The sequence below is a fragment of the Zobellia galactanivorans genome, assembly GCF_000973105.1.
Classification (GTDB): domain Bacteria; phylum Bacteroidota; class Bacteroidia; order Flavobacteriales; family Flavobacteriaceae; genus Zobellia; species Zobellia galactanivorans.
Window position 1 is genome coordinate 4,890,444 of the sequence record NC_015844.1, and the last position, 14,689, is coordinate 4,905,132.

At 44.9% G+C, this 14,689-nt stretch carries 14 protein-coding genes; 10 read left to right on the forward strand and 4 right to left on the reverse strand.

Going from position 1 to position 14,689, the window contains the following annotated elements; translation table 11 throughout:
- The first annotated feature begins 139 nt into the window (after positions 1 to 139).
- On the forward strand, positions 140 to 982 hold the full coding sequence (locus ZOBGAL_RS19625) for a 1,4-dihydroxy-2-naphthoyl-CoA synthase (RefSeq protein WP_046288096.1): 843 nt from the start codon (positions 140 to 142) through the stop codon (positions 980 to 982).
- Positions 983 to 1,263: 281 nt separating this feature from the next.
- Here ZOBGAL_RS19625 and ZOBGAL_RS19630 read toward each other — a convergent pair whose 3' ends face one another.
- Positions 1,264 to 2,592: a serine hydrolase domain-containing protein gene (locus tag ZOBGAL_RS19630; RefSeq protein ID WP_013995491.1), complete on the reverse strand. Its 1,329-nt coding sequence runs from the start codon at positions 2,590 to 2,592 to the stop codon at positions 1,264 to 1,266.
- A gap of 97 nt (positions 2,593 to 2,689) precedes the next feature.
- Between ZOBGAL_RS19630 and ZOBGAL_RS19635 the strand changes: the two genes are divergently transcribed.
- Genes ZOBGAL_RS19635 through ZOBGAL_RS19650 form a run of 4 tightly spaced genes read left to right on the forward strand, consistent with a single transcriptional unit; the run spans position 2,690 to position 6,269 of the window.
- On the forward strand, positions 2,690 to 3,649 hold the full coding sequence (locus ZOBGAL_RS19635) for a 2-hydroxyacid dehydrogenase (protein WP_013995492.1): 960 nt from the start codon (positions 2,690 to 2,692) through the stop codon (positions 3,647 to 3,649).
- Between the two features lie 33 nt (positions 3,650 to 3,682).
- The gene (locus tag ZOBGAL_RS19640) at positions 3,683 to 4,111 is read left to right on the forward strand and encodes a 3D domain-containing protein (RefSeq protein ID WP_013995493.1); all 429 of its coding nucleotides are present in this window, start codon (positions 3,683 to 3,685) and stop codon (positions 4,109 to 4,111) included.
- Positions 4,108 to 4,806: an N-acetylmuramoyl-L-alanine amidase gene (locus tag ZOBGAL_RS19645; protein WP_013995494.1), complete on the forward strand. Its 699-nt coding sequence runs from the start codon at positions 4,108 to 4,110 to the stop codon at positions 4,804 to 4,806. Before ZOBGAL_RS19640 ends, ZOBGAL_RS19645 begins: the two co-directional genes overlap by 4 nt.
- A complete protein-coding gene (locus tag ZOBGAL_RS19650; RefSeq protein ID WP_013995495.1) occupies positions 4,803 to 6,269 on the forward strand; it encodes a M14 family zinc carboxypeptidase in 1,467 nt (488 codons plus the stop codon). The genes ZOBGAL_RS19645 and ZOBGAL_RS19650 overlap by 4 nt, the downstream gene beginning before the upstream one ends.
- Before the next feature lie 13 nt (positions 6,270 to 6,282).
- Here the strand turns inward: ZOBGAL_RS19650 and ZOBGAL_RS23625 are convergent, their stop codons facing one another.
- The 3 genes from ZOBGAL_RS23625 to ZOBGAL_RS19665 all read right to left on the reverse strand — a co-directional run bounded on the left by ZOBGAL_RS23625 (position 6,283) and on the right by ZOBGAL_RS19665 (position 8,821).
- The gene (locus tag ZOBGAL_RS23625) at positions 6,283 to 6,459 is read right to left on the reverse strand and encodes a hypothetical protein (protein WP_158499753.1); all 177 of its coding nucleotides are present in this window, start codon (positions 6,457 to 6,459) and stop codon (positions 6,283 to 6,285) included.
- A 223-nt stretch (positions 6,460 to 6,682) separates the two neighbouring features.
- Positions 6,683 to 7,510, reverse strand: a complete 828-nt coding sequence (locus ZOBGAL_RS19660; RefSeq protein WP_013995497.1) for an OmpA/MotB family protein — start codon at positions 7,508 to 7,510, stop codon at positions 6,683 to 6,685.
- A 225-nt stretch (positions 7,511 to 7,735) separates the two neighbouring features.
- The gene (locus ZOBGAL_RS19665; RefSeq protein ID WP_013995498.1) at positions 7,736 to 8,821 is read right to left on the reverse strand and encodes a vWA domain-containing protein; all 1,086 of its coding nucleotides are present in this window, start codon (positions 8,819 to 8,821) and stop codon (positions 7,736 to 7,738) included.
- A 291-nt stretch (positions 8,822 to 9,112) separates the two neighbouring features.
- On the opposite strand from ZOBGAL_RS19665, the gene ZOBGAL_RS19670 reads away from it, so the two are divergent.
- From ZOBGAL_RS19670 to ZOBGAL_RS19690, 5 genes are read left to right on the forward strand one after another with little or no spacing between them, the layout of a single operon-like run.
- Positions 9,113 to 9,574, forward strand: coding sequence for a (2Fe-2S)-binding protein (locus ZOBGAL_RS19670; RefSeq protein ID WP_013995499.1), 462 nt, complete (start codon positions 9,113 to 9,115; stop codon positions 9,572 to 9,574).
- Between the two features lie 60 nt (positions 9,575 to 9,634).
- Positions 9,635 to 11,863, forward strand: a complete 2,229-nt coding sequence (locus ZOBGAL_RS19675) for a xanthine dehydrogenase family protein molybdopterin-binding subunit (protein WP_013995500.1) — start codon at positions 9,635 to 9,637, stop codon at positions 11,861 to 11,863.
- A gap of 54 nt (positions 11,864 to 11,917) precedes the next feature.
- Complete coding sequence (locus tag ZOBGAL_RS19680) at positions 11,918 to 12,928, forward strand: XdhC family protein (RefSeq protein ID WP_013995501.1); 1,011 nt, start codon at positions 11,918 to 11,920, stop codon at positions 12,926 to 12,928.
- Positions 12,928 to 13,542, forward strand: coding sequence for a nucleotidyltransferase family protein (locus ZOBGAL_RS19685; protein ID WP_013995502.1), 615 nt, complete (start codon positions 12,928 to 12,930; stop codon positions 13,540 to 13,542). The genes ZOBGAL_RS19680 and ZOBGAL_RS19685 overlap by 1 nt, the downstream gene beginning before the upstream one ends.
- A complete protein-coding gene (locus ZOBGAL_RS19690) occupies positions 13,526 to 14,611 on the forward strand; it encodes an amidohydrolase family protein (protein WP_013995503.1) in 1,086 nt (361 codons plus the stop codon). Before ZOBGAL_RS19685 ends, ZOBGAL_RS19690 begins: the two co-directional genes overlap by 17 nt.
- Positions 14,612 to 14,689: the final 78 nt, after the last annotated feature.

A 14,689-nucleotide genomic window follows, 5' to 3' on the forward strand; every position in this document is an offset into this window, starting at 1 on the left:
TCGGACGAATGGAAGCCCTTTGTTAAAAAACAAGCGTATTCACCCTTTCATTTTTCCTTATTTTTAATAACTACAAACCTCAGTTATGCCGTATTGTTTTTTTCAAATTGCTTTACTTTGCAATGTTTAAATTATGACCATGCAAAAACCGGACTGGAAAACAGCAATAGAATTCGAAGATATCACCTATAAAAAGTGTAACGGCGTAGCCCGAATAGCCTTCAACCGCCCAAATGTTCGCAATGCGTTCAGGCCAAAGACGACAAGTGAACTGTACAAAGCCTTTTATGATGCCCAGGAAGACACCTCTATCGGGGTCGTCTTGTTATCGGCCGAAGGACCTTCTACCAAAGATGGCGTTTATTCGTTCTGTAGCGGAGGCGACCAAAGGGCTAGGGGGGAGCAAGGTTATGTCGGGGAAGACGGTATGCACCGTTTGAACATTCTTGAGGTACAGCGCCAGATACGTTTTATGCCCAAAGCAGTGATTGCCGTAGTGCCCGGTTGGGCCGTGGGTGGGGGGCACAGCCTCCATGTCGTGTGCGATTTGACCTTGGCCAGTAAGGAGCATGCCATTTTTAAACAGACCGATGCCGATGTTACCAGTTTTGACGGAGGCTACGGTTCGGCCTACCTTGCCAAAATGGTGGGGCAAAAAAAGGCCCGTGAAATCTTTTTCCTAGGCCGCAACTACTCCGCCCAAGAAGCCTACGAAATGGGAATGGTCAACGCCGTAATCCCTCATGATGAATTAGAGGATACCGCTTATCAATGGGCCCAAGAGATTCTTGAAAAGTCGCCCACTTCCATAAAAATGCTAAAATTCGCCATGAACCTTACGGATGACGGTATGGTAGGGCAGCAAGTGTTTGCCGGTGAGGCTACACGTCTGGCCTACGGAACCGAAGAAGCCAAGGAAGGTAGAAACGCCTTTCTCGAAAAACGCAAGCCCAATTTCGGAAAGAACAAGTATATTCCTTGATCGCAAAAAACAGAAAGAACGGTCGTTATTCACGGCCAAACCATTTTCTCGAACGATATAAAACCAGAAAGAGCCCATCCTAGAAGGAAAAGGCTCTTTCGTCGAGAACACTATATGAAAATGAAAAAATTTACTTTCGTTTTTATTACACTGTAAACATACACTGAAGCCTTATCACATCGAAACTATTGTTGCGAGGCAAGGCAAAATTGTTGTGTAACTCTTACAAAAAGATATTTAAGTTTTTTCGTACGGGTTTCGTACGTCTAGAATGGGCAATATTATTGAAAGGAGGCCAAGATGTTTTTCAAAAAGAGATTGATATCAAAATCGGGTTCTTCGGCAAGGCCGGTGCGAACCACTACCAGATCTTTTGAGGGAATAATAAATACCCGCTGCCCTTGGTAGCCATTGGCAGAGTAGAGGTCCCTGGGTACATCTGGATATTTTCCATTGGCATTAAGCCAAAAATGCCCTCCGTAGGTGCCATCGGAATGTAAAGTTGGCGTGGATACATAATCGACCCAGGAAGAATCAAAAAGCTGCTCGCCGTTCCAATTCCCCTTGTTCAAATATAGTAGTCCGAATTTGGCCCAATCACGGGTGGTGGCCCAAGCATATGAAGATCCTACAAAATTGCCTTTCATATCGGTTTCAATCAACATACTGCTCATTCCAATCTTATCGATAAGTGCTTCGTATGGAAAATTGATATACTCTTGATGGGTCTTAAACCGTTTTCTTAAAATGCCCGACAAAAGGTTGGAAGTTCCCGAAGAATAATTCCATATTTCCGTAGGTGCGGCAATGGCTTCCTTTTCGCCTTGTGCCTTGGTCATATCGGCATCCATAAATAGCATACGGGTTACATCTGAAATAGAGGTGTAATCTTCTTCCCAAGCAAGTCCGCTTTGCATACGCAACAGATGGTTCAGGGTAATATTTTTTCTTTCATCCTTTTCCCATCCGTCCAAAAGTACGGCCTGGTCCAAGTCTATTTTTCCTTGGTATTCGAGAATACCGTATAGGGTTGCAAGTACACTTTTGGTCATACTCCAGCCTAAAATTGGCGTATCCTTGGTAAAGCCTTCCAAATACTTCTCACCGACGATATGGTTTTTATAGGCCACGAGCACCGTTCTGGTCTTTTTCTCCTCGTTATCACTAAAGGCCCAATCTATGGCTTTTTGCAAACGGTCATAATCTATATGGGTAAAAACCGTGTCTTTGGCTTCCTTGTCCCCATAGGGAAAAAACAGATCGGACTTCGGTTCTGCCCGTACCGGAACGGGAATTTCGAAATTGGGGTCATAATTTTCATTGATCAAAGTACAGCCCAGTCCTTCATGGCACACGGCTTTACGCTCCATGAGTCCGAATACCGAAGCGGAAGCACTCTCTCCGTCGGTCTCCACGTCGGCCAAGTTTATCAAAGGCACATCGTTATCGTTCAATTCTACCGATTGGGCCCCACGCTCGGTCAAAAAGACCGTAGAAGCCATGTTTTTAGCGGCATAGCCGGAAATAAAATTGAGTTTGGGAAAATTAAAGTATACGGCCACGGCAAGAATAACAAATAAAATTAGAAGGATACGTTTGAAGGTTTTCATGGGTTCTCGGGAATTTTGAAATAAAAAATGCACCAGAAAAAATGTAAAAGTAAATGAATTTGTACAACCGTCTATTAGATTTTATAAATTGCCTACCATGAAAATACTTGTACCTCTGAATATACCCGATACCGGAATCGATTTATTAAAAAAGGAAGGCCTGAAAGTGACCAAATGGACCAAAGACCTGCCGATGACCAAAGAAGATCTTTATAAAGCCGCAGCGCAACACGATGCCCTTTTAAGCACGAGCAATTACGAACTGGATGCCGAATTCTTAAATGCGAACAAGCATCTTAAAATCATTTCCCAATATGCAGCGGGCTACGACAACATCGATATTGTAGCGGCGAAACGCTTGGGTATTCCCATTGCCAATGCGCCAAACTCCATGACCGATGCCACGGCCGATATAGCCTTTGCCCTTGTCTTGGCCGTATCGAGAAAGATGTTCTATATGCACAAGACCATAGCCAAAGACGAATGGCGGCATTTTAGGCCCCAAGCCCATTTGGGAATAGAACTAAAAAACAAAACGGTCGGGGTTTTCGGGCTGGGAAGGATAGGACTCGAATTTGCCCGCCGTTGTAAGGGCGCCTACGGAATGAAAGTACTTTACTGTAATCGTTCGACCAATAAGGAAGCCGAGGAAGAACTACAGGCCCAAAAAGTTTCCTTTAACGACCTTTTGGAGCAAAGCGATATCATTTCCGCACACTGTGCGCTTACGCCTGACACAAAGCACAAGTTTGATGCCGGCGCATTTAAAAAAATGAAATCGTCCGCTATTTTCGTAAACACCGCAAGAGGCCAGGTACATAATGAAGCAGATTTGATAGCGGCTTTGGAACAGGGCGAAATATGGGGAGCGGGACTCGATGTTACCGACCCCGAACCCATGAAGGCCGATAACCCGCTGCTCTCAATGGAACAGGTTGCGGTAACCCCGCACATAGGTTCGGCCACCCTAGAGGCACGGCGTCAAATGTCGGTTTTTGCCGCCCGTAATATTATTGCCTTTTACAAAGGAGAACCGATCCCGTATCCTGTATCTTGAAAATTATGTAGCTTTAAGGGAAAGCTTAGGGCTATGGACAAAAAGACCATCTTACTTTTATTGTTCTGCTATTTGTGCCTTTCTTGTGCTGAAAAAGACAAGGATGGGGATGATGGTTGCATCTGGAAAACCAAGGTAGTGAACGTCTCGGCCTACAATTCCGTTCATTGGCAAACGGACGAAGAGCCAAGCGTAGCTGCTTGGGGCGACACCTTGCTCCCCGGTATGAAGGCAATAGCGGTTTCACGAGACCTCTTAGACCTGGGATTGGAACAAGGGAGCCACGTGAAAATACAAGGCCTCGATGGGTTTTATACCGTAATGGACAAGATGCACAGCCGTTGGAAAAACAAAATCGATATTTATATGGGTACGGATATTGCGAAAGCAAGAAAATGGGGCAGAAAAAAATTAAAGATCAAATACCGTGTCAAACGCGAAACCAACACCGATAACGAATGATCAAAAAATACCGCCTACACCTAGCTATTTTCAGCTGCCTGCTCTTTTTGCAGTGCAAGCCGGTAAAGGAAACGGTACAGCTTCCTGAAATTATAGATAGACCCATTGTCTTTGACGAAACCCGAAAACAACTGAGCCTAGAATACCTTCGGAATCGCTATGGACTGGAAAGGGTGACACCGACCATAATTCCGAGAATGATCGTACTGCATTGGACGGTCATACCCACCTTCGAAGAAGCGTTCGAAGCCTTTGATCCTCCGGCCTTGCCCAATTGGCGACCCGATATTAAGGATGTAAGCGGATTAAACGTTTCTTCCCAATTTTTGGTAGACCGTGATGGCAGCATTTATCGCCTGTTGCCCGAGACCACCATGGCCCGACATGTCATTGGCTTGAACCATTGCGCCATAGGCATAGAAAATGTCGGGGGCACCGAAGCCTTGCCCTTGACCGAGGCCCAACTGAAATCGAATATCGAACTGGTAAAATACCTAGCCGACAAATATGCCATCGATTACCTGATAGGGCATTATGAATACACCTATTTTGAGAACCACCCGCTGTGGTTGGAAAAGGACAAAGGCTACCGTACCCAAAAGACCGACCCGGGCGAAGATTTTATGGGCAAGGTTCGACGAGCCACCAAAAACCTTAATTTTGCACCCGTACCAAAAAAACCGATTACCCCATGAGAATACCGATTACCGCCCTTATCCTTTTTGTCTGCATATTCAGCCATGCACAGCAAAAGGATCTGACTACCCAACTTTACGAAACCTATGAAACGTACAAAGAGCCCTTGCTTCAAAAAAGACGTATAAAGCACCATGAGCTGCAGCCCTTAATAGAACAGTACAAAAACCACCCTAAATTTAAGGTCGCCCAAGTCGGCAAGTCCATCGAGGGCCGTTCCTTGTCGCTCATCAGTCTAGGGGAGGGACCGACCGACGTTTTCCTATGGTCACAGATGCACGGTGACGAACCTACCGCAACACAAGCTATTTTCGATATATTCAATTTTTTCAAGAGCGATGATTTCGCTGTAGAAAAACAGGAAATCTTGGCCAACTGCACCTTGCATTTTTTACCCATGTTAAATCCTGATGGGGCAGAAGTCTTTCAACGAAGAAACCGCTTGGGCATCGATGTCAACCGTGATGCATTGCGCTTACAATCTCCCGAGGGCCAGACCCTGAAAAGGGTACGTGATAGTCTAAATGCCGATTTTGGCTTCAACCTACACGACCAAAGTACCTATTACAATGCCGAAAGAACCGAAAAACCGGCCACCATCTCATACTTGGCCCCGGCATACAATTACGAAAAAGACATCAATGAAGTACGGGGCAACGCCATGAAGGTCATTGTCTTTATGAACAAGATTATTCAAAAATACGCTCCGGGCCAGGTTGGGCGATACAATGACGATTTTGAACCAAGGGCCTTCGGTGATAATATCCAAAAGTGGGGCACCAGTGCCATTTTAATAGAATCAGGAGGCTATCATAACGATGTGGAGAAGCAGGAGATAAGGAAACTGAACTATGTTTCGATCCTTTCCGCCATATATACCATTGCCAAGGAAAACTATAAGGATATCGCCTTGGAGGAATACGAGGAAATACCTGAAAACGACCGGAAGCTTTTTGATTTGAAAATAGCGAATGCCACCTATCCGCTTTTGGGTAAAAACTATATCTTGGATATAGGTATGAACCGTCTAGAGGTAGACAAAAAAGACCATAACGATTTTTGGTACAGCAGCCGCATCCTAGACCAAGGGGACCTCTCTACCTATTATGGATACGAAACCCTTGATGCTTCGGGCCATACCATCGTTCCGGGCAAGGTATACCCCAAGCTAGTGAATACATTGAACGACCTGGCCGCCCTTGATATCACTTCCTTATTAAAATCGGGGTACACCTATGTACGGGTAGAAAACATTCCATCGTCGAAACTGTCTTCTCCCTTTCCCATACATATCATCGGAAAGCGGTATAAGTTACCCGAGTTTTCAATAGAAATCGGACTCAACCCTACCTTCCTCTTGGAAAAAGGTGGAAAAATCACGCACGCCATAATCAACGGTTTTTTGATCGACCTTGAGGCCGATAAGAAAACGAATTTCAAGAATGCGATGATCTATCGATAAGTGGTATTCGCGCTTAGTAGCCGAACCGCATGGCCATTTCAGACATCTCTGAAGCCTGAAGGGCTATTCTAAAGTACATTGAAATTGCCAAGGTCGCAATGATAGCAAACAATGTAAGGGTCAAGGCCTGGTACCATTTAGGCATTCCGTTTAAAGCGGTGTTCTGAATAATAACTGTTAATACATCCATGTGTTCTAAAATTTTGCCATTTAGCATAGCATTTGTTCTGGATGTAGGTTTTCATTTTCTAATATGGGGTACTCGTGTTCTCTTTGAACAGCGAAGTAGAAGAAAACCCCACCTAATATTGTTTTAATTCGTTGAATCGCACAAAAAAAGGAAGAACGGTAAGTTCTTCCTTTTTAACTGTTGTGCAATAGCCGAGACAAATTATCGGCAATACCACTGTGTTTTATAGTGTTTCCGCGTCCAAAAGGGCGAAAAACTTGTTCAAGTTCGGAATGATAACGATTTTAGTACGTCTGTTCTTCGCACGGTTTTCTTTAGTGTCGTTATCCACCAAAGGTAAATAGCTACTTCTACCGGCTGCGATCATTTTAGTAGGATCAACATTGTACTTGTTCTGAAGGATCTGAACCACACTTGTAGCACGCTTAACGCTCAAGTCCCAGTTATCACGGAACATTTCAGTGCTGATGCTTCTTGAATCGGTGTGACCTTCGACCATAACTTCCATGCTTGGCTCAGAGTTGATTACCTGCGCCAATTTTTCAAGAATCTTGTTGGCTTTGCTGCTTACGCGGTAGCTACCACTATTGAAAAGAAGTTTGTCGGAAATGTTGATCATAACAACGGTCTTGTCGATGTTCACATCTACATCGTCATCGTCATCTGAAATAGATTTCTTAAGGTTGTAAGAAATGGCCAAGTTCATTGAATCTTGCAAAGTTTTTGCTTCGGCAAGTTTAGCGGGATCCACTTTGGCAAGTGTTGATCTCATCTTCGCTTTGGTGTTGTTGCTCATTACGGCAACATCGTCAACAGAAGTCATTTGACTATCGTTGATCTCCTTTAAAGAATTGATCTTTTCGTTATACTCGGTTACACGAGCTTCTATCTTAGACATTTTACCTTCAAGTTCTTCCTTTTCAACTTGGGTCTTTGTCAATGCGCTTTGCGTTTCGGACAAGTTGTTTTCAAGAGCAACATATTTTTTCTTAGAAACACAAGATGCCATTAGGGTAACGGCAAGCGTACTTAGGATAATTGATTTTTTCATTTTAAAACGTTTTGATATAAAAGTATATTGATTCACTACTATAATACGGAATAGGTCTGCAATTGGATCTTCACCTATGGTCAACATTCTAGGCAAAGGGTTATATAAACCCGACAAAAGGGGGCGCAACCCTTTGTTATTGAAGGATTAAGGCTTTTGTAAAAAAGAAAAAAAAAAGACGCCTATTTTAGGCGTCTTTTTTACTGTTTTATTGAGATAGGCTGATTATTCACAGCCTCCTGTAAAGCCTTCTGCGCTAAATTTGGTCTGAACGGCACCTTGTAAACTACCATTTTTTACTTGAATGGCCAGGTTGTTGTCACCACCTCTTTTAGGGCTACAGTACTCGAAAAGGTAAAAACTGTTGGCTCGCTCGGAAACGATTTCGGAAATCCTATTGAAAGTATCTTCCAATTCATCTTTGTTAGCGGCAAATTCGCTAGAGTTCTTTCCGAGGTCGCTCAAGACCTGTGTATCGATCTCGCTTCCCAAACCAATGGTAAAGAAGGAAATGTTCGGATCGGCCGTATCTACTTTTTTCTGGGCGGCATCTTTAGCATAGCGTGAAGCCTGATCTGTACCATCGGTAAAGATTACCACGGAAGCAGCACCGATCTTATCGCCTTTTGTACTATCCTTCAAAAGGTCACTGGCTTTATCGGTAGCTTTAATGACAGCACCGTAAAGGTCGGTAGACACATCGCTACTGATATCCTTATTGATGGTCTCGATCGCAGCGGTCAAGTCCGATTTCACGGAAGTCAAAGGAGTTAGCTCATGTAATATGTCTTCCCCGTCAAACCAATAAATGGCCATTTTATATGACTCCTGCGATGTAGCCGGCATTACGGCATCGATAAAACTGATACTCGCGGCCTTTAGTTCATCGACACTCTCGCTCAAAACACTATTACTTAAATCAAGTATTAAAAGGGTGTTACTAGAAAATATTTGCTCATTGGGAGAAATACGCGCTTGTGATTCCGATGGGGAAATGGTATTGAAGCAATCGTCGTTCCTTCCTTGTTCGTAAATCGTAAACTGGTCAGCGGTCAATCCTGAAACAGGACTCCCTTCACTATTCGATACTTTAAAGAAAATAGAAACCTTACCGGGGGCGGTAGTGTATTGGTCCTGTATGGAAAGGACAAGTTCATTGTCACCCAGGTCCAAACATTTGTCAACGGGTTGTCCTTTCCCAAGTCCATCACCTGTATTTAGGGCATAGTTCACATCGTCATCGGCATTTCCGCAAGAAGCAAATAGAATAATGGAGAAAAAAAACAAAAGTAGTTTTGAGGAGGAATTCATTTTCGTGGATTTTACGTTCAACCATCACAACGTTGATTTTGGTTTTTAAGTATTGTGAAGTCGAAAAAATATGTTAAAGATTGTTAAGGCCCTAAAATTAAGGCATGAAATGGATATTTCGAAATTAGTTCACTAATTTTTAAGAATTATTTTTTCTGGGGATTGCATCGGTTTTCCTTATTCTACATGGTCTGTTACAACACCAAAGAAATTGTTAAAACGAAGATGAAATCTTAATTTTTTAATACCTTGTGTAGATCTAACACAAAACTTTAAACTAAAACGATATTTATGCCAACGTATCAACTAACGGTTAACGGAAAAGAACACACGGTAGAGGCAAGTGAAGACACTCCACTATTATGGGTCTTGAGAGACCATTTAAACATGGTCGGCACTAAATTTGGTTGCGGGATAGCCCAATGCGGTGCTTGTACGGTACATGTCGAAGGCAATGCCACCAGAAGTTGTTCATTGCCCGTGGCCTCGGCCGTAGGCATGTCGATCACTACCATCGAAGGGCTTTCTGAAGACGGCTCGCATCCTGTGCAACAGGCTTGGAAAGAAGTTGACGTACCCCAATGCGGATACTGTCAGGCAGGTCAAATGATGACCGCCTCGGCTTTTTTGGCAAAGAACCCCAGTCCTACGGAAGAAGAAATTTCCGAGGCCATGAACGGTAACATTTGTAGATGTTCCGCATATAACCGTATAAAGAAAGCGGTGGGCGTAGCGGCCGAAAAAATGGCTTAACAAAACATACCATTAGGCTTTTGATCACAAGAAAAGCTTTAATTCTATAATTTACAGCTCATGTCAACACCATCCATACCTTTTAGTCGAAGAAACTTTTTACGCACCTCGTCATTGGCGAGTGGGGGACTCCTAATAGGTTTCAATCTTTTTACCGCCTGCAAATCGGATGTCAAACCTCCGGTCGATTTAGCGGATTTAAATTACAACGATTTCAATGCCTTTATAAAAATCGCCAAAAATGGGGCCGTGACCATTTTTTCGCCCAATCCTGAAATCGGACAAGGGGTAAAAACAGCTATGCCCATGATCATTGCCGAAGAGCTAGATGTGGCTTGGGACAATGTTTATGTACAACAAGGCGTGCTCGATACAAAAAACTATACCAGACAAATCGCAGGGGGTAGCCAGTCCATTCGCTTCGGGTGGGATGCCTTACGCCAGACAGGGGCTACGGCCAAGCAAATGTTGGTGAACGCCGCGGCGGCACGTTGGGGCGTCGATGCTTCCGAATTGTCCGTTAGCGAAGGAATCATCACGAATAAGGCCGGGGAAACCCTAAGTTATGGCGATGTGGTCGAGGAGGCCGCAGCTTTGGAAGTTCCTGAAAACGTTACCTTAAAAGAACCCAAGGACTATAAAATAATAGGCACTGACCAACGCAATGTCGATATCGATAAAATCATTACCGGACAGCCTTTGTACGGTATGGATTATAAGGTAGAGGGCATGGTCTATGCCGCTGTACTTAGGCCACCGGCATTCGGACAGGAATTGGTTTCCTTTGATGCTACCGAGGCCAAAGCCATACCCGGGGTTATCGACGTCATTCAAATTGGCGATAAGGCCAAGGCTTTATTGGAAAAGGATAAAGTAAACTGGACGGCCCAATTAAGCGGGAGCGGAAAGGTGGTCGTTTTGGCAAAGACAACTTGGGATGCCTTCAAGGGTAAAAAAGCCATCAAGGCCACTTGGTCCGATGCGACCCCTCTTGAAAGTACCGAGTTTCATGACGAAAAACTCAATGCCCTTTTAGATGGCAAAGATTTTGTAACCATGAGAAAGGATGGCGATGTCAACAAGGCATTCGCTCAGGCCGATAAAGTATTGGAGCGTACCTACGAATCTCCCTTCCTTCCGCACAACTGTATGGAACCCATGAACTTTTTCGCCCATGTAACCGATGAGAAGATTCATTTGGTAGGACCGGTGCAAACCCCTGAAGATGCGGCAAATACCGTCGCCGAACTTTTAGGGCGCGATGTGGCCGATATCCACTTGGAAATGACCCGTATGGGCGGTGGTTTCGGAAGAAGGCTGTATGGGGATTTCGTTTATGAAGCGGCAGAGATCAGTGACGCTATCCGAAAGCCCGTAAAAATGGTTTCTTCCCGCGAAGACGACATGTCTACCGGGGTATACAGGCCTTCCATAAAATACAGGATCAAAGCGGCCATTAAAGATGGGCAATTAACAGGCTACCAGTTAAAAGAGGCCGCCATCAATGGAAACATGTACGGATTGATCCCGAATTTCTTTCCGGCCGGTGCAGTCGAAAACTACCAAGTCGACGTGGCCAACTATAAAAGCAATATTACTACGGGAGCATGGCGGGCACCGTACACCAACTTCTTGGCCTATGCCGAACAGAGTTTCTTTGATGAACTAGCCGAAGAAATGGAAGTGGACAAGATCAAGCTACGCTTAGATTTATTGGAAAAAGTAAAGGGCACTACGGACGAGCGGATCGAATATTCCCCGGAACGTATGCAAAAGGTTATAAAAATGGCCGTCGATAAGTCCGGTTGGGGAAAACAGCCCCAAGGGACGTATCAAGGCTTTGTTGCCTATTATTGCCATAATACCCATGTGGCGGAAGTAGCGGACGTGGTCATTGAAAAAGGCCTTCCGGTGGTCAAAAAGGTAACCTGTGTGGTCGATTGTGGCATTGTCATCAATCCTTTAGGGGCCCTGAACCAAATAGAGGGAGGTATCGTAGACGGTATCGGACACAGTATGTACGGTAGTTTCGGTTTCGAAAACGGCCAACCTACCGCAAAGAATTTTGACAAGTACCGTTTGGGCCGAATGAAAGATGCAGCCGCCGTAGAAACCTATCTGGTACAAAACGAACTATCGCCAACCGGTTTGGGCGAACCCACTTTACCACCTGCTGGTGGTGCGGTAGCCAATGCCTTAAAGGCGGCCACCGGCAAGCGGGTCTACAAACAACCTTTTATAGAGCAGGAAGAATTGTGGCAAGCCAAACAAGAAGAAATACTGGGATAGTCCATAGAGGACCGTTCCTACTAGACCGATTGTACTTAAGCGATTCCGATTTGTATGACGCATGAACTAAAAAACATTATTAGGGCCTATAAGCTCGCCAAAGAAAAGAAGCAAAAGACCGTCCTCGCGACGGTCGTTGCTTTAGAAGGCTCTTCATACCGCCGACCAGGAGTGCGTATGCTCATACGTGAAGACGGCAAAATGATCGGGGCGGTCAGTGGCGGCTGTGTCGAAAAGGAAATCTTTAGGCAGGCCCATACCGTCTTTAACGACGATGTGCCCAAGATGATGATCTATGATGGGCGTTACCGATTGGGCTGCGAAGGCATTCTCTATATCTTAATAGAACCTTTCGCCCCAAGTACATCTTTTATAGAGGCCTTTGAGCTTACCATAAAGCATAGGGAACAGTTTACCATTCGTTCTTCCTATATCAAAAAGGAAGGAAGCCATGCAGCCTTGGCTTCGTTCTTTGTTTTCGGAAAAAATAGAATTGGGTTAAGGCCCAAGGTCGTTCCATCCGACGATTTCCCTGTGTTCGAGCAACAAATGAACCCTTGTTTTAAACTGATTATAATCGGTGCGGAACACGATGCGGTACAATTGTGTTCCTTTGCTTCCTTAATGGGCTGGGAAGTGACCATCGTAGCTTCCGCAGCGGAGGAAAAGAACATCAACGATTTTCCCGGGGCCGACCTTTTCCTTAGCGAAGAACCTGAAATGCTATCCCTCGATACTATCGACGAACAAACCGCAATCGTTTTAATGACACATAGTTATGTACGTGACCTAAAGTATTTGTTAGCGATAAGGGAATCGAAACCCGTATACCTGGGATTGCTCGGTCCGGCCAAGCGAAGGGAAAAACTATTGAACGAGTTTATAGAGCATTACCCCGAAGTGGTGGATACCTTTTTTGATGCCATACACGGCCCTGCCGGTCTAGATATAGGAGCGGAAACGGCTCAAGAAATCGCCTTGGCCATTCTATCGGAAATACTTTCGGTAACCCGGGGCAAGGAAGCCATAATGCTCAAAAACAAATTGGGAAGAATACACACCTAATGAAAAGTGCTCCACATCGTATCGCAATATTGATTTTGGCCGCAGGGGCGTCTTCACGTATGGGAAAACCCAAGCAGCTACTTCCTTGGCGAGACACTACGCTCTTGGGCCAGGCCATACGCACCGCAAAGGCGTCGAAGGCCTCAGAAATACTGTCGGTTTTAGGGGCAAATGCCGAAAAAATACGCTCTGCGGTAACAGAGCCCTTTGCCTTTACGGAAAATACGGCGTGGGAATTGGGAATGGGGAGTTCCATAGCGCACGGAACGGCATCCTTGATGGGCTCGGACAAAGATATCGAAGGCATATTGATCATGCTGGCCGACCAACCTTTGATCGAAGAAAGCTACCTTAACCTCTTGATCGATCATTCCATACGGCATAAGGATAAAATTATCGCCACCACATATAAGCATAGGGCAGGGGTGCCCGCACTTTTTCCCAAGCCGTATTTTGAGGCCCTGTTAAAACTGAATAAGGATTTTGGGGCCAAGCAGCTCTTGCAAAAAGAAGGAAGCCATATCATTAGGGTTTCTGCGGGACAGAACATCATTGATATCGATACGAGCGAAGATTACGAACAACTAAAGCATAAGAATGAAACTGAACATTAGTATCGCATTTTTGCTCTTGGCCTGCACGGGTCTATGGGCGCAAGAAATGAGTTTTGAAGGCTACAACCCCAAATCTACCTTAGTGGTGCCCGGGCATGAAATAACCAAGGCTAAATATCCCTTTGTCGACATCCACAGTCACCAGCGCAACATGGGGGCTTCGCGCCTGAAAAGCTTGGTAGCCGATATGGATGCCCTCAATGAGGCCGTTATGGTCAACCTAAGTGGAGGGTCGGGCAGTGGCCTGGCCGAAAGCGTAGATAACGTAGCCAAAACCTATCCCAATCGATTCGTGGTATTTGCCAACGTCGACTTTGATGGGGCAGGAAAGCCGGGCTGGACGGAAAAGGCCGTGGCCCAATTGGAAGCCGATATTAAAAATGGGGCAAAGGGCCTAAAGGTCTTTAAGAGTCTAGGGTTGCGAAACGTGGATAATGAAGGAAAGCGATTGGCTGTAGACGATGAACGCCTAGATCCGATTTGGGCCAAATGTGGCGAACTGGGTGTGCCCGTATTGATACATTCCGCCGACCCAAAATCTTTTTGGGACGATATGGATGCCGACAACGAGCGTTGGTTGGAACTAAAGACCCATCCCCGTAGAAAACGGAGCGATACGGATCCGGCCCCTTGGCAGCAAATTATTGACGAACAGCACCGCATGTTCAAAAAACACCCGAATACAAAGTTTATCAATGCCCATATGGGCTGGTATGCCAATAACTTACAGCAATTGGGCCGCTTTCTCGATGAAATTCCCAACATGTATGTGGGTATAGCCGCGGTAATCGCCGAACTGGGGCGACAGCCGCAAAACGCACGGCAATTTTTTATCAAGTATCAAGACCGTATCCTCTTCGGGAAGGATAGCTGGAAACCCGAGGAATTCCCTACTTATTTTAGGGTCTTGGAATCGAATGACGAATATTTTCCCTATTACAAAAAATACCACGCCTTTTGGGCCATGTACGGACTCAACCTGCCTGACGAGGTGTTAAAGAAGGTGTATTATAAGAATGCCCTTGCTTTGGTACCGGGATTGGATCAAAGTTTGTTCCCCAAAGAATAAGCTTTTTTATTTCTTATTTAAGGGAAAAACTTAACGCTTAATTTTTGGAGGTAAGCTAAAAACGTACGAAATTACATC